Here is a 19,120-nt window from a genome sequence, read left to right on the forward strand (position 1 = left end):
AAATGGGTGGGGCGGGAACCATGGTCTTTGGCAGAGGCACCTCAAAGCGGCGTGGGGAGGGGACTCGGCGCAGAGCGGGCCGGCTGCTGGCGCAGTCGCTGGCTCTGGCACTCGTCGTGCCCACCGGCCTGGCCCAGGTGGCACAGGCCGTTGAGTCAGACGGCCTGGGACGACCCGACGTCCCCGGGACACCGGCGACCAAGGTCAAGGAATTCGACGGGCCCGGCGCCAAGAAGGCTCGTGCCAAGGTCGCCAAGGACCGCAAGGCCAACACCGCCCTGGCCAAGCAGGCGAGTGAGGAGCGGAAGGCCGACTGGCCCAAGAACGGCACCGCGTCCCTCACCCTCAAGCCCGACACGCGGCGCACCGCCGAACCGGCCGGTGTCCCCGTCACCCTGAAACCGGCAACGTCCACCAAGCAGCGCTCTTCGACGGCCTCGGCCTCGGCGGCGACCGGCACGGCGCGGATCACCGTCCTGGACCAGGAGGCAGCCCGCAAGGCAGGCGTCACCGGCGTCCTGCTGACGGCAGCGGCGCAGAGTCCGGGCTCGGCCGACCTGAGCGTCGACTACTCCGCGTTCGCCTCCGCCATCGGCGGCGGCTGGTCCCAACGCCTGCGGATCGTGCAACTGCCGTCCTGTGCACTGACGACCCCGCACAAGACGGAGTGCCGCGAGCAGACGCCGCTGCCGTCGGACAACGACCTCGACAACCAGACCGTCTCCGCGCAGGTCGCTCTCACACAGGCAGCACAGAACGGCCCGTCCACCCAGCTGCTCGGCGAGGCGAAGAGCGCCGCGTCCGGCGCGACGGTGCTGGCGGTCACCGCCGCCTCCGCAGGATCGGGCCAGTCACCCAAGGGAGCCGGCGACTACTCGGCGACGAAGCTGTCGGAGTCCTCGTCCTGGCAGTTCCGGCGGCAGTTCCGGCGCCTTCACCTGGTCCCACGACTTCACCCTGCCACCCGCCGCGGCCGGCCCCGTGCCGCCCCTGTCCCTGTCCTACGACTCCGGCAGCGTCGACGGCCGCACCGCCACCACCAACAACCAGACCACCACGATCGGCGAGGGCTTCACCCTCACCGAGTCCTACATCACCCGCACCTACGGCTCCTGCGACGACGACGGCCACGACGACGTCTACGACCAGTGCTGGAAGTACGACAACGCGAGCCTGGTCCTCAACGGCAAGTCGACCCGCCTGGTCAAGGACAACGACAGCGGCAAATGGCACCTCGCCGACGACGACGCCTCCACCGTGACCCGCTCCACCGGAGCCGACAACGGCGACGACAACGGCGAGTACTGGACCGTCACCACCGGCGACGGCACCAAGTACGTCTTCGGCAAGAACAAACTCGACGGCGCCGGCACCCAGCGCACCAACTCCACCTGGACCGTCCCCATCTTCGGCGACGACTCTGGCGAACCCGGCCACAGCGCCGGTGACTCCTTCGCCGACCGCGCCCTGACCCAGGCCTGGCGCTGGAACCTCGACTACATCGAAGACACCCGCGGCAACGCGTCCACGTACTGGTACACCAAGGAATCGAACTACTACAAGAAGAACAAGGCCACCAAGGCCGGCACCTCCTACATCCGCGGCGGCTACCTCAACCGCATCGAGTACGGCCTGCGCCAGGACGCCCTGTTCACCGACAAGCCGGACGCCAAGGTCACCTTCACCTACGCCGAGCGCTGCACCGCCTCCGACTGCGACAGCCTGACCAAGGACACCGCGGAGAACTGGCCCGACGTGCCGTTCGACGCGATCTGCTCCAAGGACGACGACGAATGCGACGCGGCCGGCCCCTCCTTCTTCACCCGTAAACGGCTGACCGGCATCGACACCTTCTCCTACGACGCCGCCGGCAGCACCTACGACCCGGTGGACTCCTGGGCGCTGACCGAGGAGTACCTGGACGGCGGTGACATCGGCGACAGCTCCGACCAGGTCCTCACCCTCAAGTCACTCAAGCGGACCGCGAAGGCCGGCGACACCAGCATCACGGTCGACCCGATCACCTTCACCTACCAGATGCGCCCGAACCGGGTCGACGCCACCGACGACATCCTGCCCCTGACCCGCCCCCGCATCTCCACCGTCACCTCCGAGACCGGCGCGATCACCGAAGTGACCCTGACGCTGCCGGAGTGCAAGCGCAGCGAGGTCCTGGGCGCGGCGCCGGACACCAACACCCGCTCCTGCTACCCGCAGTACTGGCACATCAACGGGTCTGAGGACGCGGCGATCGACTGGTTCCACAAGTACCGCGTCACCGCCGTCTCGGTACACGACGCGGCCGCTGGCAATCCCGCCGTCGAGTACGCCTACTCCTACAGCGGCGCCGCCTGGCACCACAACGACGACCCCTTCACACCGAAGGACGAGCGGACCTGGTCGGACTGGCGCGGCTACCGCCAGGTCACCGCATACACCGGCGCCGCCGGCACAACCCGCTCCAAGACCGTCTCCCTCTACCTGCAGGGCATGCACGGCGACAAGAAGAAAGACGGCACGACCAAGTCCGTCACCATCGAGCCGCTGCTCGACACGGACGTCGACTTCTCCGCCGCCACCGACAGTGACCGCTACAAGGGCGCGCTGCGCCAACAGGTCACCTACAACGGCAGCCAGCCCATCAGCAGCGTCTTCAAGAACTACACCTACAAGAACACCGCCACCCAGACGGTCCCGGACGCCACCGACCACACCGCGCTGTGGGTCCGCAACTCCTCCACCTACACCAGCACCTACCTCACCGGCTCCAAGACCTGGCGCACCCACACCACCGGCCACAAGTACGACGACCTCGGCATGGTGTACGCCGCCGACGACTGGGGCCAGGCCGGCCTGGGCGGCGACGAGACCTGCACCTACACCTGGTACGCCCGCAACCCGGAGGCGGGCATCACCAGCCTGGTCTCCCGCACCCGCACTGTCGCCAAGCAGTGCTCGGTCACCGACGCCAGCCTGAACCTGCCCGCCAACAGCAGCACCAGCGGCGACGTACTGGCCGACACGGCGGCCGTCTACGACAAGGCCGACGCCACCACCTGGCTGGCCACCCAGAAGCCCACCAAGGGCCAGATCACCTGGACCGGCCGCGCCACCGGCTACACCGCCACCGCCGGCAGTGACGGCCAGCGCCTGCCCTCCGGCTGGCAGACCACCGCCACCACCACCTACGACGCTCTCGGCCGCCCCCTGACCGTCACCGACACCGCAGGCCGCACCACCTCCACCGCATACGTCCCCGCCGACGCCGGGCCGCTGACCAGAACGGTCTCGACCGACCCCAAGGGCTACCGCTCGTACAGTTACCTCGACCCCCGCCGAGGCCTGGCCCGGCAGACCGTCGACATCAACCACAAGCTCACCGAGCAGAAGTACGACGCACTCGGCCGGCTCACCGGCGTGTGGCTGCCCAACCGCAGCGGCAGCCAGGGCCCGAGCGTCAAGTTCGCCTATCACCTCGAGAACACCAAGCCGTCCTGGGTGTCGTCCTCCACGCTGACCACCGACAGCGAGACTTACAGCACCAGCTACAGCCTTTACGACGCGCTTCTGCGGCCGCTGCAGACCCAGTCACCGGCCCCCAACGGCGGGCGGCTGCTGACCGACACCCGGTACGACACCCGCGGCCTGGCCTACGAGACCTACGCGGACATGTTTGATAGCGCCAGCACGCCCAACGGCACCTACTCGCGCGCCGAGTACGGCCGTGTACCCCAGCAGACGGAGACCGTCTTCGACGGCGCCGGCCGGCCCACCACCAACACCCTGTACGTCAAGGGCGTCAAGAAGTGGGCCACCACCACCAGCTACACCGGCGACTCCACCGCCACTACCGCCCTCGACGGCGGCTCAGCCCAGCGCACCCTCACCGACATCCGCGGCCGCACCACCGAAACCCGCTCCTACACCGGGGTCAATCCCGCTGACGCCGACTTCGGCGCCGGCCCCGGCGCCACCTACACCTCCACCAAGTTCACCTACGCCCCCGGCGGCCGGCAGCAGACCATCACAGGCCCCGACGGCGCCACCTGGTCCTACGGCTACGACCTGTTCGGCCGCCAGACCAGCGCCGACGACCCCGACAAGGGCAAAGCCACCACCCAGTACAACACCCTCGACCAGGTCATCAAGACCACCGACTCCCGCGGCAAGTCGATCCTGAGCGCCTACGACGAACTCGGCCGCCCCACCGCCACCTGGGCCGGCACCAAGACCGACGCCAACCAGCTCACCAGCTACACCTACGACACCCTCCTCAAGGGCCAGCCCACCGACTCCACCCGCTACGTCGGCGGCAAGAACGGAGACGCCTACACCCAGGCCGTCACCGCCCACGACACCATGGGCCGCGCCACCCGCACCGAACTACGCCTGCCCGACAACGACCCCTTCGTCAAGGCCGGACAACCCGCCACGCTCGAGTTCGCCACGGCCTACAACATTCCTGGTGCGGTGAAAAGCACCAGGGAACCCGCGCTCGGCGGCCTGTCCGACGAGCAAACCTCGTACACGTACGACGCCCTGGGCAACCTGACCTCGATCGGCACCTACCTCACCGACATCAAATACTCCGCCCTGTCCCAACCGCAAAGGCTGACCCTGGGCACCGGCGCCACCAGCCTCTTCATAGCCAACGAATTCGAAACCGGCACCGGCCGCCTGACCCACCGCTACGTCCAGGACGAAATCCACCCCTACCGGCCCCAGGACCTCACCTACACCTACGACCAGACCGGCAACGTCACCCAGATCCGCGACAACACCACCCTCGGCGGCACCACCAGCGCCGACACCCAGTGCTTCACCTACGACGCACACCAGCGCCTGACCGAAGCCTGGACCCCCACCTCCCAGAACTGCACCGACACCCCCAGCACCACCGCACTGTCGGGACCGGCCCCCTACTGGACCAGCTACACCTACAACACCGCAGGCCAGCGCACCACCGAAACCCAGCACACCAACACCAACAGCACCAAAACCACCTACTGCTACACCAACAAAAACCAGCCCCACACCCTCACCGGCACCACCACCAGCACCGACTGCACCACCCCCGAACGCACCTACACCTACGACACCACCGGCAACACCACCAGGCGCCCCGGCACAGCCGACAACACCACCCAGAACCTCACCTGGTCGGACGAAGGCAAACTCACCCGCCTCACCCAGGACGGCCAGTCCACCGACTACCTCTACAGCGCCGACGGCACCCTCCTCATCCGCACCACCGAAAACGGCGAACGCGTCCTCTACGCCGGCGCCACCGAACTCCACCTCCGCGCCGACGGCACCACCTGGGCCCAGCGCTACTACGCCGCAGACGGCATCACCGCCGCCATGCGCTCCAACCAAACCGGCGGCGCCCCCAAGGTCACCTACCTCGTCAGTGACCATCACGGCACCTCTCACCTGGCCATCAACCGAGACAGCACCCTCGCCTTCACCAAGCGCTACACCACCCCCTTCGGCGCCGACCGCGGCAAACCCCAGTACGGCCCCTGGCCCGACGACAAGGGATTCCTCGGCAAAACCCGCGACACCACCACCGGCCTCACCCACATCGACGCCCGCGAATACGACCCCAGCATCGGGCAGTTCATCAGCGTCGACCCACTGCTGGAAACGGACAGACCCCAGACCCTCAACGGCTACAGCTACGGGGCACAGAACCCCCTCCTCTACTCCGACCCCACCGGCATGGGCCTCGCCTGCGGCGGAGCCGGCGGAGCTTCGGAAAGCTGCCCGAAACGCCCCGACGGGTCACAAGGAGTCGGGGTGCCCAACGAAGGCACATACGGTGGTCCCCCCAAAACTCAGCATCCCTGCAACAGTCATTGCGGACCGGCTGATTGGAGGGCTGAGGGCAACGGAACGGGCACGGATGTCAACTATGATGGCTATATCCAGTTGCTTCCTACGGCGGCCATTCCTGCACATTGGAAAGACAAGAACGAGTTCGTACAGGCCTTCTACAGTCAGCTCTTCGGCCTCACCGATTACGGGCTTGACCACTATGTATTGAATGCGGATGTCCCGTACGTTCGTAGCGACATCTACTCAGCTCTGCTGGATTCCTGTCATCTCGTAAAATGCCCCTCCAAGAAGGAACTAATGTGGGCATGGGCAGGCTCTGCAGCCGCTGCTGGCTTTTCCGCAGAAGGGCCAGGGAAGGGCGTTGGGCGAGGCTTTAAGGGCGGATCCTGTAAGTGCTTCCTGGCAGGCACCGACATCTTGATGGCCGACGGAAAGATGAAGGACATCGAAGATGTCCGGCTTGGCGATGAGGTTATGGCCAAGAACCCGGAAACTGGCGAAGAAGGGCCAAGGAAGGTCACTCGCCTCATCAAGACCGAGGACGACAAGCACTTCAACGTCCTGTCGATAGCGGCCGAAGACGGCGTCGAAAAACTCACAGCCACCTACGAGCACCCGTTCTGGTCCCCGTCGGAAGAGTCCTGGGTAGAAGCCGGCGATCTCATCGCCGGTATGACACTGCTCACCGACGATGGCGGCACGGTTCTCGTCACGGAAAACAAGGCCTACACCAGTCACGCCACTACGTACAACCTGACTGTCGATGACCTTCACACGTACTATGTACTCGCTGGTCAGACACCGGTGCTCGTTCACAACAGCAACTGTGATCTTCCTGAGGGGTACACCTCCTCCCCGGCGCTCAAGGGTGATCCGTATCATCCGGACTCGGTAGCCGGGCGGAGTGCGCAGAACCGGGAGTTGTACGCCGGAACCGTACGGGATAGGGCGGGAGCCCTTGGGTATGGGCAGAGAATCCCTGCGCAAAAGGCTCCGTTCAATTCGCACGGTCAGGTGGTCTTCTCGAACGGGAAGAACTACATCACGCCGGATGTTGACGGGCATAATGTGTCGGGCGGCTGGAAGATGTTCAATCGCAAGGGCCAACGGATCGGTACTTATGACCCAGACCTCAACTACCTCAAGGAATAATCGATTCGCGATCGAAGTGGTCGGTGATCCTGCCTCGGAGGGCGGCGTCTCGTCGCCTTCCGAGGCCGCCGGTAGGGTCACAGTCGGGAATTTCTCGGAATCATTCCCGATGGATCTGAGCTTCTGGACTGTGAGTGACTACTCTCGAAGTTGGGAGAGAGCCCTGAGGGAGCTTGAGGCGAGCAAGAATTCGACCTCGTGCCTCATCTCTTCGATCACGGACCCGGAGACCGCTAACTTCATCTTCTGCTGGCCTATTTACCGGGAAGGGGAAGATGTCTACGTGCAAAACTCGATCATCTTCCTGGATGGCCTCGAAGAGCAGTTCAATCCGCAAGAGCCTTGGCGATATGTCGAGGCTCGGAGTTTGGTTGACGAGGACGGGAACCAAATTTCTGAGTGGTCGACGACCATCTCTCAGGTGCGGCGGTTCCGCGAGTCCATCGGGGGCCAGTAGCTCACGTGCACACGCGAATCTGAAGTCCCGTCAGGCGGTGCCTGGCGGGACTTCAGCGTGGCGTGACGGCAGTAGTTGACGGCAACGTCAGCGGACGGGGGCTGCGCAGAGCGGCGGTTCGTGGCCGTCGTCGGGCCGGTTGCCGGTTTCGGCGGGAGCGCGGAGGGCGTGTCCGAGGAGGTCGATGGCGTCGCGTTGGAGGCGGAGCCGGACGTGAGCATAGACGGTGGCGGTGACGCCGATGTGGGCGTGCCCCAGCAGCTCCTTGATCACGACGAGTTCCACTCCTTGTTCCAGGAGGAGGGTCGCCGCCGAGTGGCGGAGGTCGTGGAACCGGATGCGGCGGAGTCTGGCCCGGTCGAGCAGGGTGTTGAAGTGCCGGGTGAGGGTGGACCCTTCGATCGGGGCGCCGTCGGGACGGGTGAAAACGTAGCTGCTGTCCTTCCAGCCCGTCCCCGCCGCCTCGCGTTCCTGGAGTTGCCGGTTGCGTTGCTGTTCGAGTGAGCGCAAGCACGGCGTCGGCAGGGCGATGCGCCGTTCGGAGCTCTTGGTCTTGGTCGGGAGGGCGGTCAAGCCGCTGGAGCTGGTGCGCTGGAGAGTGCGGCGGATGCTGGCGGTTCCGCCGGCCAGGTCGAGGTCTTCCCAGCGCAGTCCGAGGAGTTCACCCTTGCGGAGGCCGGTATGCAGAGCGAGTTCGAACAGAGGCTGCAACCGGTGACCGCTGGTGGCAGCCAGGAAGCTGCGCGCTTCGTCGCCGGTGAGGGGTTCGAAGCGGCGGGGCCGGGGCGTGCCGGTGAGGACGTTACGGGCGACGTTGCGCGGGATTTCCTCTTCACGCACCGCGTGCTCCAAAGCGGACTTGAGCACGGAGTGCACGTAGGCCAGGGTCAGCGGTGAGAGCCGCTTGGAGCAGCAGTTTCCGGCAGCGCAGCAGCGGGGCTCGTCGCGGTCGGCGTCGAGGCGGCGGGTGCAGCACTGGCAGGTGGTGCGGAGCTGGTTGAGCCAGGTGCGGACGTCTTTGGCGGTGAGCTTGGCGAGCTTCTTCCGTCCGAGGCCGGGGATCAGGTAGAGCCGGGCGACGGCGGTGTAGCGGGTGTGGGTGTTCTCGCGGAGCTGGTGGACGGCGACAGCGTCGATCCAGTACGTCAGGTACGCGGCTACGCTGCCCTGCGCGGACGGAATGGGGAGGCCGCGGTTACTGTTGGCGATCTTCTCGGTGAGCTTGGCCAGGGCCTCCTTGCGGGTGGTGCCGTAGACGCGGATGCGCTTGCGCGTGTTGCCGGGTGCGAGGACGTATCCGGCGGCCTCCCAGCGGCTGTCCTTGCGCTGGTAGACGGTTCCGTCGCCGTTGGCGCGGACGCGGCGGGAGGCGGGGGTGTCGCGGGGTGTGGTCATCAGGCGGCGGCTTCCTGTTCGAGGCGCGTGCGGATGAAGTCGGTGAGGGCGTGGGTGGGGATGCGGCGGGCGCGGCCGAGGGTGATCGAGGCGAGTTGACCGGTGCGGAGCAGGTCGTAGACGGCAGAGCGGCCGAGCTGGAGGCGGTCCATCACCTGGGGCACCGTCAGCAGTTCCTGCGCCGGACTCAGCGCGGGGTGAAGGACTGCAGAGGGAGGCGTGGTCATCAGCTACCGCCTTCGGCCGTGATCTGCCGTGCCAGTTCCTTGCGGTGCCAAACGCCAGCGGCGAGGAGTCGCGCGCCGGGGCTGTAGCCCGAGCCGAGGTAGTCCCAGTGGCCGACGACGAGCGTGGTCGCCGGGTCGGACTCGGGCAGTCCGGCGTGGGCGCGGGCCTGTTCGGTGCGCCAGGCCCGGCGGGTCTCGCGGAGCGCGCCGAGGGTGGTGGAGTAGCTGCGGGACTTGGTGGAGAAGTGGCCACGGAAGCCGAGCATGTGCGCCCACTTCCAGAGCTTCAGGTGGGCGAACTCCGGCAGCCTGCCCAGCTCCCAGCAGGTGCGGATCATCTGCCGCATGTGCTGGGCGACGGGGAGGCGGGGCAGCGGCCGGGCCTGTCCGGTTCCGTCGCAGGCGGTGCAGGGGAGCGAGGTTCCGTGGGGCAGGAGGGTGGCTGCGCGCCCCTGGCAGGGGCGGCAGAACAAGGAGCGGTCGAGAGTGCCGGTGGCGTCGGCGGACTTGGTGGCGTACTTGGCCACGTAGGCGGCCACGGCCTGGTCGGTGAGTTCGCTGTCGGTGCCGAAGGCGGCGATCTCGCGTACGTCGAGCTGCTGGCCCCAGGTAAGTTCGCGTTCCCCGATCACGTCCGAGACGACGGAGAGGCGGGCGCGGGGTGCGGCGGCCCTGATGGCGTCGGTGAGCACGGCGCCGGTGGCGGCCGGGGGCGGGGGCTGGGTGCTGCCGTCGGGGCCGTCGAGCCGGATCACGGCGTGGAAGTGGACCAGGCCGCGCTTCTGATACTCGGCGACCTTGGCGAAGGACACCCGCAGAACCGTGCGGGCGGCCTTCTGGGTCAGGCCGAGCCGGACGGCGAGTTCGCGGCGCAGGTAGGTGGTGAAGCGCGCCCACAAGGCTCCAGCGTGGGCGTTGAAGAGAACCGCGCCCGCATAGTCGTATGTCGCCGGGTTCAGCGGCGTACCGAGTAGCGGGTCTGTGAGGTCGTGGCGGGTGCTGCAGCGACAGGGCCGGGCGTCGGGACGGTTGTGGACGGGGCCGAAGGAGGGGGCGGTGAGGGTGGCGAAGACGCGGGGGTGGGTACGGACGGTGTCGGGCACGGTCTTGCCGCCGGAGAGGCCGGCGCGGATGAGGTGGTAGGTGTCGGCGGCGTAGAGACGGGAGCAGGCCGGGCAGCGGGAGGCACGGCGGTTGCCGCACCCGGTGAGCAGGCTGCCCATGGGCTCGTCGGAGGAGGCGTAGGAGCGCAGTACCTCGCCGGTCGTGGTGTCGACGGTGGCGCTCTGGCCGGTCAGGCGAACGGGTTCGGCGCAGCCGCCGAGACGTTCGATCTGCTGCTGGGCGCGGTCGAAGTCGGGCTGGTTGATGAGGTGGAGCAGGTCCCGTACGGCGGGGCTTGCCACGTGGCGCAGGTCCAGGGTGACCATTGGGGGCGTGTCCCTTCTGTCGGGTGGGCGGCCCCGAGCAGCAACCAGCCAGGTGGAAGGGCGTGTTGATGCTGCTCGGGGCATGACGAACCGGGCCCAGGGGGCGGGCGAGGGTCAGAGAGCGGTGGTGCGGGTGGTGGGGCCGGGGGCTCAGAGTTGAGCGAGGGCAGCGGTGGCGACCGGCAGCGCGATACCCATGCGCTGGCCCAACTGGGCGGCGGTGATGGGCACGTTGTGTTCGGTGCGGTGGGTGTCCGCGATGCGCCGAGCCGCGTCCAGCAGGGCGACAGGCAGGGCCTGGCCGGAAGCGGGCCGAGCCGTCTTGGCGACGACGGGCGGAGCGGAGGTCGGAGCTGGAGCGGTCTGCGGTTCCTCGTCAGCGGAGACCGCAGTGACCGGGGTGGGCGTCGGGGGTGTGGGTGCTTCGTCGGGCACCGGTCCGGAGACGGGGGTGGTGGTTTCCTGGTTCTCGGTGGGGTGGGTGAGGGTGTGGAACTGGGTGAGGAAGGCGGGGCCGACGTGTCCCCAGCCGAGCAGCAGGAGCGGGGCGACGGTGTCCAGGCAGGCGCGTCCGTAGCGTCCTGTGAGCAGGGGTTCGGCGGTGTTGAGGGCGAGGGTGAGCAGTCCGCACAGGTGCAGCAGTCGGGTGCCGGCCTTCAGGTCGTGGCCGGGGACGCCGCGCAGGGCGAGGAACCGCAGGGCGACCAGGAGGCCGACGACGGACAGGTCCACCATGGGGGCGATCAGCGGGGCGATGGGGCGGGGGACGCCGAGCCGCAGGGCGAGCGCCCAGACGTTGCCGAAGGAGAAGACGAAGGCCAGGGCCGCGATGACCGCCATGACCACGGTCACGGTGTGCCGGGTGAACCGTTCCTCCGCCATGCGCGGGACCTCCTGTCAGGGCGTCGGGATCGGGGGCGTTCAGGACTTGCCCAGGGAGACGGACGTACCGTCCGGCCCGTCGTCGTCGGGGTTCGTGTGGCCGGTGGTGTCGAGGAGGGCGTCCAGGCACAGGGCGGGGTCGGCGGTCAGGTGGGAGGTGGCTTCCGCGATACGGGCGGCGTCTGCGTCGGAGACGTACGGGGTGCGGATGCGGGTGAAGCCGGGACGGCCCTGCATCGCCATCACCGCGACTCCGACATAGGCGGGGTCCTGCAAGGTGACCGGGCTGGCATCGGGCCAGTTGCGGATGTCGTCACCGAGTGCGGCCACCGCGGCTTCCACCGTCTTCTGCGCGAACGACAGCCCCACCGGGCACACGTCGCGGATGAACGTCGGGATGGCATCGCCCGTGGTCTTCTGGCTGATCAGGATGGTCAGGATGCCGACGCTGCGGCCCTTCTTGACTAGGTCCTCCACCAGCCGGGCGTTCTCCGCCGTCAGCGCGGCCAAACGTTTCGTCTCGGCGTCGCTGCCCTTGTACTCGCGGAAGAACGTGTGCGCCTCATCGATGAGCACCACCGTGAGCGGCCACAGCCGCGAGGGGCCGACGTGCCACATGTTCTTCACGCCCAGCACATCCCGGATCACCGACGACCGCCGCCGACGCAGCTGAACCTGGCGCTTGAACAGCGCGTTGGCCTCGTCCAGGTCGTCACCGCAGAACGCGAACATCCGCTTGACCAGGTCTGCGTAGTCGCCCTCTTCGGCCCGCGACACCTTCCCATCGAAGCCCACGATCTGCACGGCCGGTGAGGGCGCGAGGTCGCAGACGAACTTGTTGACTGTCGAGGTCTTGCCCGCGCCGGGTGTGCCGGCCACCGTCACCCTAGGCACGTTTGCCAGAGACACGCACACTGGTGCGGCGTACTCGTCCACTCCCAGTTCCCAGCGTGCGACATCCTCCGGCGGGTGGCCGGTGGCCGGTGCTTGGTCGGCGTGGTCAACGGGTCGGAGCGCACGCCACGGATCACTACCTTGCCGGGGCCGTCCGGCAGGACGGAGACCCGCGTGCACCGCCAGGCGTCCGCCAGGAAGCGTGCCGCCTTCTGGTACTCCTCCAGCCCGACCTGCGGCAGGGTCCTGGCCCGGACGATCACGCCGAACCGGTCCGGCTTGACCTTGATCCTGGGAGTCAGCACCCGGGGCGCAGGGGCGGGACTGTCCTTCTGGGCGGTGAGCTGCGCTAGCAGGCCCGGCGTCTTGTCGGTGACCGTCAGTCCGGCCATCCGCGCCAGGCGCACCCAGCCCCAGCGCACCCGCACGGCCTGCCGCATGCTGACCCGCGTGCCCCGGTCGGCGCGTGCGTAGCGCACCATGACCAGCAGCAGCGTCAGACTGACCAGCACGGCCACGACCAGCAACACCTGCGGCGAGTGATCGGTCAGGTTCTCCACGTCAGTCCCCCTCGGTCGCGCGTATCAGGTGAAGCACGTCGGCCAGGTCGAACCCGGCCGCGTCCGCCGGGGTCAGGCCGAGCCTGGCGAGCACTGCACCGGACGCGGAGAACGTGGCCTTGCCCTCGGTGCCCGGCAGGGGCCGCAGCGCATGCAGCTCCCGCTGCGGCCCCTGCCGGCCGAAGCCGGTCACTGGGCGGCCTCCGCCGTGACCAGTTCGAGGCGGGCGGCGCGGTAGGCGACGCCGTCGGAGAGCTGCCCGTTGAAGATCCGCGCCCACGGGGTGGCGAACAGCTCCACCGGCCGGACCATTACGCCCGGCTTCAGCCCGGCAGCCAGGCCCGTCTCCGGGGCGGTGATCTTCAGGACCTCGGCCCGGCCGTCCTCCATGAGCATCACAGTCACCGTGTACAGCGACGCGCCGGTCTCCCGGTCGGTGGCGACCTCCCCGGTCTGCTGGTCCTTGATCTTCAGCACCGGCTCGGTGCCCGCGATGCACACCGCCGACGGCAGCAGAGCAACCCGGATTCGAGACATGGCCATGCCATCACACCCCTTGATCGATGGAGCCGCTTGATCGGCTCGCAAGGAGCATCAAGGAGCATAAGGAGATCATCGCTCAACTTGCAAGGTCGATTAGGTCGTGAAGACGCTCAGGTTGTGAGGCGATCAGGCGGGGAACGCGTGGATGTGCCTGTAGCGCTACGGCTGGCTGGCGATACCGTGGGTGGCATGACCCTGCCCTTGGACGAGGACTCCCGGCCGCCGTATCTCCAGGCTGCCGAGGCGCTGCGGGACGCGATCTTGAACGGCGAGTTCCGCCCCGGCGAGCGCCTGCCCTCGGCCAACGTGCTGCGGGACCGCTTCGGCGTCTCCAGCTCCACCGTCCAAAACGCCCTGCGCGTGCTCAAGCAGGAAGGACTCGTCTACTCCCAGCTCGGTCGGGGCAGCTACGTCAGCGCCTCCGCAGGCCAGAGCGCCGGCCCAGCTGACGACGACCACGGCGACGCCGAGTCCGAAGGCCCGGACTGGCCGGTCGACCTCATCCGCAACGAAGACAGCCGCCCGCCGTACGTTCAGGTGGCCGACATCCTCCGCCGCGAGATCGAGGAAGGCACCTATCCGCCCGGCTCCCAGCTGCCCCCGGCCCGTGAGATCCAGGAGCGGTTCCAGGTCGCCAACTCCACCGCGCAGAACGCCTACCGGAGCCTCAAGCAGGCAGGGCTCGTGTATGCGGTCAAGGGGCGCGGCGTCTTCGTACGCCCGGCTCCGGAGCCGGGCAAGCACCACGGGCCGATCACCAACTACCTGCTACGGGAACAAGTCGACCGCGAGGCCCGCGCCTCCGCCGCCGAGTTCGCCGACCTCACCGATGACGACCTGCTGGAACGGGAAGCGGAGCTGGACCAGCGATGGGCCACGATCCGCGAGGAGCACCAGCGAGTCTTCAACGAACGCCGGAAGATCAAACGCGAGAAGAGCCGACGCGGCCTGTTCCTGCCAGCCCTCCACGACGACGATGCGGACCCGGACATGTCGCCACGCGAGAAGCTGGAGGCCGCACTGGCCGAGTCGAGGAAGCGGCGACAGCAGCGCCCTTGACGGGAAGTCCGGCAGCTCAGCCAGGGGAGTTCCATGGGACTGTACCGGGTGGGTGAGCTGTTCAGAGTTTCTTTACTTGATCAAGGGCGTCCCGCTGACGCGGGCCGCCGCGCGTCGGCGGTCGGTGACCGCCGCCCGCTCCTGTCTGCCGCCCCGCTGGCGACGGCCGCCGACCACTCGGCGCGCAGAGCCCGGGAGCGTAGGCCGGACTACCAATCGGAAGCCCCGGTCCAACCGCTCGGCAGCAGACTGGCCGGGCACCTGAGAGGCCGCCCGGCGGGCTCGCGCCGTCCCGGACGCCCATGCTTGCTGCCTGGCTGGGGGCCGTGACGATGGAGATAACTGGGCTGATGCCGGTGCGGGGTTGAGCGAGACACACGTGGCGGGTGGTCGGTCGGCGCGCCCGCCGTCGTGGCTGACTTTCTGTGGCTTACGCCAGAACCTCATGACCATGGGCACGGCAGGTACGTGAGGGCCCGTCCCTGCCGGGGCTGACGAGTGCGGGGGAGCCTCGATCGGCTGCGCCCGGCAGGGGCGGGAGTCGGGTGGGTCAGCGCGGTGCGGTGCTTGGGCGAGCGAGGTGGGTCACGTCTGGCGCCAGGTCCGCCAGGGGCGGGTGATGATCTCCCGGTAGGTGTGGTGGGACGGGTTCTGGCCGCAGTGCCGCAGTACCCAGTCCTGCGGTTCGGCGAAGTCCTCGCTTGTCGGTGAGGTCTCTCCGTCCACGGCGCACTGCATCGCGTACAGGACCGGCTCCGCGTCCGGCTCGCGGTCGGGCTGGAGCGTCCAGGTCTCGTAGCGCAGGACCGAGCGAGGGGTCACCGTCCCCACCTCCGGTTGGCCACGGCCACCTTCGCGCTCAACTCCTCCGTCGGAGTCGGCAGACGAACGTCCTCGGGCGGCACGTCCCACTCCCGGCCACCGCGCGGCGGCCGAACCTGCACGTACGGTCCCACATGCCCCATCACCACGCCCACCTTGCCGTTTCGTCGGTCGACCACCAGGGCGCCGGCATCGGGCGAGGCGGTGTGGCCGTCGGCATCAGGGGTGGGGGCCGTCATCGTGACCACCCCGGCGAGGCGGCGCGCGACCGGGCGTCCAGTCGCAGGGCGGGAACACATGGGGTGGCGCTCATTCGCACGTTGACGCTCCTCGGCGGCGTTGATGCGGGCCCCTGGGTCTGTTGGTGCCGCGGGGTCGGCACCGATCCTCACGCCGGTCACCGGGACGAGGGAACCTCCACCAAACCCCACTCCGGGACGTCCTGCACCATGTAGAACGTCCCTGGTGCCGTCCTGAGTCGAAGGGGGAGACTCGTGCCGAACGAGAGACTACGAGCCGTCATGGCGGCGGGAGGCTGGACGTACGCCGCACTCGCTCAGCAGGTCGAGGTCGACCCCAAGTCGGTCGAGCGCTGGGTGAACCTCGGGCGTATCCCACGCCGTGCCACCGCTCTCCAGGCGGCCAAGGCCCTGGGAGAAGACGTGCACGCACTCTGGCCGGCGCTCCGCCAGGCCCGCCCCGCCCGCGCCATCAGCCCTGAGTTGGTGGCGCTCTACGAGCAGCGGGCCGACCTCCCCGTCTCGGTGTTCACCGATCTGATGGCCCAGGCCCGGGAGCGGATCGACATCCTCGTGTACGCGGCCGTCTTCCTCCACGAGGCGTACCCGCGGCTGAACGAACTCCTCACCGAACGCGCCGCCGAAGGCTGCACCGTCCGCATCGCGATCGGGGACGCCGACAGCGACAACGTCCAAGCCCGCGGCCAGGAGGAGCGGTTCGGCCACGGCATCGAATCCCGCTGCCGCCTCGCCCTCATGCACTACAGGCCGCTCGCCGGCACCCCCGGCATCGAAGTCCGCTCCCACGGCACCACGCTCTACAACTCCCTCTACCGCGCCGACGGCCAGCAACTCGTCAATGCCCATGTCTGGGGCGTCAACGCGTACGCCGCCCCCGTCTGGCATCTTCGCCGACACGAGACAGGCGGCATGTTCGACACCTACGCCGAGAGCTTCGACGCGGTGTGGACGACCGCGACCCCCGTACGAGAGGAAGGCTGACCGTGGCCCGCACCGAGTACTACGACGACCCCAGCGCGCCCGAGCCGAACAGTATGGTCGTCGCCGCGTCCGCCGTCGTCACCGACGAGCACGGGCGCATCCTCCTCCAGCGCCGCCGCGACAACGACCTGTGGGCCCTGCCCGGCGGCGGCATGGACCTCACCGATTCCCTGCCAGGCACGGCCGTCCGCGAGGTAAAGGAAGAGACCGGCCTCGACGTCGAGATCACCGGCCTGGTCGGCACCTACACCGACCCGAAACACATCATCGCCTACACCGACGGCGAGGTCCGCCGCCAGTTCAACGTCTGCTTCACCGCCCGTATCACCGGCGGCCAACTAGCAATCTCCGACGAGTCCACCGAACTCCGGTTCGTGCCGCCCGAAGAGATCGAGCAGTTGCCGATGCACCACACCCAACGACTCAGGCTCCAGCACTTCCTGGAACAGCGCGAGAAGCCGTACCTGGGCTGAATCGTCTGACGGCAGTAGCGACGGCAACAACCCCGCACAACCACGGACACCCATGCACTTCACCGGACCAGCAAACTGCGCTTGACCTGCGAAAAAGCAGGTAGAGGGGTCCGCGCAGCACACGTACTATGTGCTGGCGGGGCAGACTCCGGTCCTAGTCCATAACTCCAATGGGTGGTGCGGACCCGGTTTTCGATCACCGTCAGATGCGGGTATTAGACCTAATGATGCGAAGCGCATACAGAATGCGGCCGACAAGACAGACCAGACGATCATCGTGGTCGGGAGTCGAGCGGGCAACGGGAATCTCAACCCGACTTCTGACTGGGATTACATACTCACTGGACCGTCCCGGTCTCGTAGCAGTGTCAAGAACTCCCTGCCTCAAGGGATGGGGGATGGTGAGGGTGGAAGTGGACGAGGCCGAGACTTCTACCAGAGCTACAACCCAAATGCCAAACAGTACACGGAATTGGACAGGAATAGGCCATATGTGGTCTTCGCACCCAGAGGGAGGTAGGCGTGAATGAATTGCGAGCCTCGGAGCGCGTGATAAATGAAGTCGCCCAGGAGGTGCGCACCCTCGAAGAGGGCGTGGAGTGGTTCTCCGGGTTGGTTTCAGAGGAGCAGCAGTCCGTTCTGCATGAGATCGCTCTCTATCTGATGCAGGCGCACGTTACTGTGAATGACGGGCGTAAGGGTCTCGAGAAATCAGGAGTTAAGGCGACCATGACCCCTGCGGTTCTAATTGTTCGGGAGCCGATCCTCGAACAAGTAGGGAAGATCGAAAGACTGCCTCAGCATGAATACCTGAAGGCGTTCCGAGTCCTGATTTCTACGTTTGCGGTGGCCGACACGCGTCGGCGGGAGACGCAGTGCCAGGGATCATGCAGCCACGCTTGGCACAACCTGTCGTAGGCGCCAACGTTCCCGGTGCCTCGTAAAGGGAGTATCCGGGGATTTCTGAGTTCGCTTGGATGCAGATTGGGAGCCCCTACCGAGTCGGTACTCGGTGGGGGCTCCTGGGCATTTGACGGCAATGCTGACGGCAACGTCAGCGGACGACGGCTGCGGCGGGCGGGTCATCCGGGGCGTCGGTCGGGCCGAGGATGCTGCCGAGGGTGTCGATGGCTTGCCGTTGGAGGCGGAGGCGTACGTGGGCGTAGACGCCGGCGGTGACGCCGATGTGGGCGTGGCCGAGGAGTTCCTTGATGACGACGAGGTCGACGCCTTGTTCCCAGGAGCAGGATGGCGGTCGAGTGCCTGAGGTCGTGGAAGCGGATCGTCCGGAGGCCTGCGCCCTGGAGGAGGCGGCGGAAGCGGCCGGTGAGGTTACCGGGGTCGAGGGGTCCGCTTTTCACGGTCGTGAAGACGAGCCTGTTGTCCGTCCAGCCCGTTCCGGCCACCTGGCGCTCTTCCTGCTGCCGTTCCTGGCGGATCTTGAGGGAGGTGATGCATTCGGTGGGGAGGGTGATGCGGCGCTCGGAGGCCAGGGTCTTGGTGTTCAGGACGGTCAGGCCCTGGCTGCGGGTCCGCTGGAGGAAACGGTGGATGGTCGCGGTGCCGCCGTCGAGGTCGAGGTCTTCCCAGTGAAGGCCGAGAAGTTCGCCCTTGCGGAGCCCGGTGCGCAGAACGAGTTCGTACAGGGCGTGAAGCCGGTCACCGTTGGCCGCATGGAGAAGCTGCCGGGCTTCGGCGGCGGTGAGGGGCTGGAAGCGCCTGGGCCGGGGCGCGGTCGTCTTGACGTTCCGGGCGACGTTGCGCGGCAGTTCGTCCTCGCGGACGGCGTGTTCCAGCGCGGACTTGAGGACCGCATGGACGTACGTCACGGTCAGCGGCGAAAGCCGCTTTCCGCAGCACTGGCCGATGGCGCAGCAAGACCGCCGAACGGAGTCCCGTTTCTGGGCGCAACACTGACAGGTGGCGCGGAGTCCGTCGAGGAAGGTGCGGACGTTGCTGTTTGAAGGCCGCTCCTGGTGATCGGCCTCCCGTTGTGGTCGAGGCGCCACCTCATGTTGTTGTCTGTCAAGCTCCGGGTTTTGTGAAACTCCCTTAGCTTCGAAGTTTCGTGATGGGCCGCCGACGGAGTCGGTGGCCCGTTTTCGTGCCGTGAGCTGAGGGTGGGCAGGCCGAGGGCCCGAGCGTCG

At 67.6% G+C, this 19,120-nt stretch carries 15 protein-coding genes and 2 pseudogenes; 6 read left to right on the forward strand and 11 right to left on the reverse strand.

Annotation, left to right across the window (positions count from 1 at the left end):
* Positions 1–20: 20 nt before the first annotated feature.
* Together ACH4NX_RS34465 and ACH4NX_RS34470 are read left to right on the forward strand one after the other, a co-directional pair.
* Positions 21–6,990: pseudogene (locus ACH4NX_RS34465) on the forward strand (polymorphic toxin-type HINT domain-containing protein).
* Positions 6,959–7,447: a hypothetical protein gene (locus ACH4NX_RS34470; protein ID WP_398129978.1), complete on the forward strand. Its 489-nt coding sequence runs from the start codon at positions 6,959–6,961 to the stop codon at positions 7,445–7,447. Before ACH4NX_RS34465 ends, ACH4NX_RS34470 begins: the two are co-directional and overlap by 32 nt.
* An 87-nt stretch (positions 7,448–7,534) precedes the next feature.
* Here the strand turns inward: ACH4NX_RS34470 and ACH4NX_RS34475 are convergent, their stop codons facing one another.
* The 8 genes from ACH4NX_RS34475 to ACH4NX_RS34510 form a co-directional block, all read right to left on the reverse strand.
* Positions 7,535–8,842, reverse strand: a complete 1,308-nt coding sequence (locus ACH4NX_RS34475) for a tyrosine-type recombinase/integrase (protein WP_398129977.1) — start codon at positions 8,840–8,842, stop codon at positions 7,535–7,537.
* On the reverse strand, positions 8,842–9,069 hold the full coding sequence (locus ACH4NX_RS34480; protein WP_398129976.1) for a helix-turn-helix domain-containing protein: 228 nt from the start codon (positions 9,067–9,069) through the stop codon (positions 8,842–8,844). Before ACH4NX_RS34480 ends, ACH4NX_RS34475 begins: the two co-directional genes overlap by 1 nt.
* The gene (locus tag ACH4NX_RS34485; protein WP_398129975.1) at positions 9,069–10,499 is read right to left on the reverse strand and encodes a replication initiator; all 1,431 of its coding nucleotides are present in this window, start codon (positions 10,497–10,499) and stop codon (positions 9,069–9,071) included. Before ACH4NX_RS34485 ends, ACH4NX_RS34480 begins: the two co-directional genes overlap by 1 nt.
* Before the next feature lie 150 nt (positions 10,500–10,649).
* Positions 10,650–11,381 (reverse strand): DUF2637 domain-containing protein, encoded by a 732-nt coding sequence (locus ACH4NX_RS34490; RefSeq protein WP_398129974.1) that lies wholly within the window; start codon positions 11,379–11,381, stop codon positions 10,650–10,652.
* Positions 11,382–11,420: 39 nt separating this feature from the next.
* Positions 11,421–12,317: an FtsK/SpoIIIE domain-containing protein gene (locus tag ACH4NX_RS34495; RefSeq protein ID WP_398129973.1), complete on the reverse strand. Its 897-nt coding sequence runs from the start codon at positions 12,315–12,317 to the stop codon at positions 11,421–11,423.
* Positions 12,263–12,835 (reverse strand): hypothetical protein, encoded by a 573-nt coding sequence (locus ACH4NX_RS34500; RefSeq protein WP_398129972.1) that lies wholly within the window; start codon positions 12,833–12,835, stop codon positions 12,263–12,265. The genes ACH4NX_RS34495 and ACH4NX_RS34500 overlap by 55 nt, the downstream gene beginning before the upstream one ends.
* Position 12,836: 1 nt before the next feature.
* Positions 12,837–13,028, reverse strand: coding sequence for a hypothetical protein (locus ACH4NX_RS34505; protein WP_398129971.1), 192 nt, complete (start codon positions 13,026–13,028; stop codon positions 12,837–12,839).
* Entirely contained in the window at positions 13,025–13,378 is a 354-nt protein-coding gene (locus tag ACH4NX_RS34510; RefSeq protein WP_398129970.1) for a hypothetical protein, read from the reverse strand. The genes ACH4NX_RS34505 and ACH4NX_RS34510 overlap by 4 nt, the downstream gene beginning before the upstream one ends.
* A gap of 189 nt (positions 13,379–13,567) precedes the next feature.
* On the opposite strand from ACH4NX_RS34510, the gene ACH4NX_RS34515 reads away from it, so the two are divergent.
* On the forward strand, positions 13,568–14,437 hold the full coding sequence (locus ACH4NX_RS34515; protein ID WP_398129969.1) for a GntR family transcriptional regulator: 870 nt from the start codon (positions 13,568–13,570) through the stop codon (positions 14,435–14,437).
* A gap of 585 nt (positions 14,438–15,022) precedes the next feature.
* Here the strand turns inward: ACH4NX_RS34515 and ACH4NX_RS34520 are convergent.
* Together ACH4NX_RS34520 and ACH4NX_RS34525 are read right to left on the reverse strand one after the other, a co-directional pair.
* The gene (locus tag ACH4NX_RS34520; protein WP_004000830.1) at positions 15,023–15,268 is read right to left on the reverse strand and encodes a hypothetical protein; all 246 of its coding nucleotides are present in this window, start codon (positions 15,266–15,268) and stop codon (positions 15,023–15,025) included.
* Complete coding sequence (locus tag ACH4NX_RS34525) at positions 15,256–15,507, reverse strand: hypothetical protein (protein WP_398130002.1); 252 nt, start codon at positions 15,505–15,507, stop codon at positions 15,256–15,258. The genes ACH4NX_RS34520 and ACH4NX_RS34525 overlap by 13 nt, the downstream gene beginning before the upstream one ends.
* A 273-nt stretch (positions 15,508–15,780) precedes the next feature.
* Here ACH4NX_RS34525 and ACH4NX_RS34530 point away from each other — a divergent pair, with 273 nt between their 5' ends.
* The 3 genes from ACH4NX_RS34530 (at position 15,781) to ACH4NX_RS34540 (ending at position 17,891) form a co-directional block, all read left to right on the forward strand.
* Positions 15,781–16,500, forward strand: a complete 720-nt coding sequence (locus tag ACH4NX_RS34530) for an XRE family transcriptional regulator (RefSeq protein WP_398130001.1) — start codon at positions 15,781–15,783, stop codon at positions 16,498–16,500.
* 2 nt (positions 16,501–16,502) lie between these two features.
* A complete protein-coding gene (locus tag ACH4NX_RS34535) occupies positions 16,503–16,973 on the forward strand; it encodes an NUDIX domain-containing protein (RefSeq protein WP_398129968.1) in 471 nt (156 codons plus the stop codon).
* 522 nt (positions 16,974–17,495) lie between these two features.
* Positions 17,496–17,891 carry a DUF5958 family protein gene (locus ACH4NX_RS34540; RefSeq protein ID WP_398129967.1) on the forward strand — a complete coding sequence of 132 codons (396 nt, stop codon included), beginning with the start codon at positions 17,496–17,498 and terminating at the stop codon, positions 17,889–17,891.
* A 136-nt stretch (positions 17,892–18,027) separates the two neighbouring features.
* Here the strand turns inward: ACH4NX_RS34540 and ACH4NX_RS34545 are convergent.
* Positions 18,028–18,928: pseudogene (locus ACH4NX_RS34545) on the reverse strand (tyrosine-type recombinase/integrase); the annotation flags it as partial.
* Positions 18,929–19,120 lie beyond the last annotated feature (192 nt).

Source organism: Streptomyces sp. NPDC017225 (assembly GCF_044331465.1).
Taxonomy (GTDB): Bacteria; Actinomycetota; Actinomycetes; order Streptomycetales; family Streptomycetaceae; genus Streptomyces.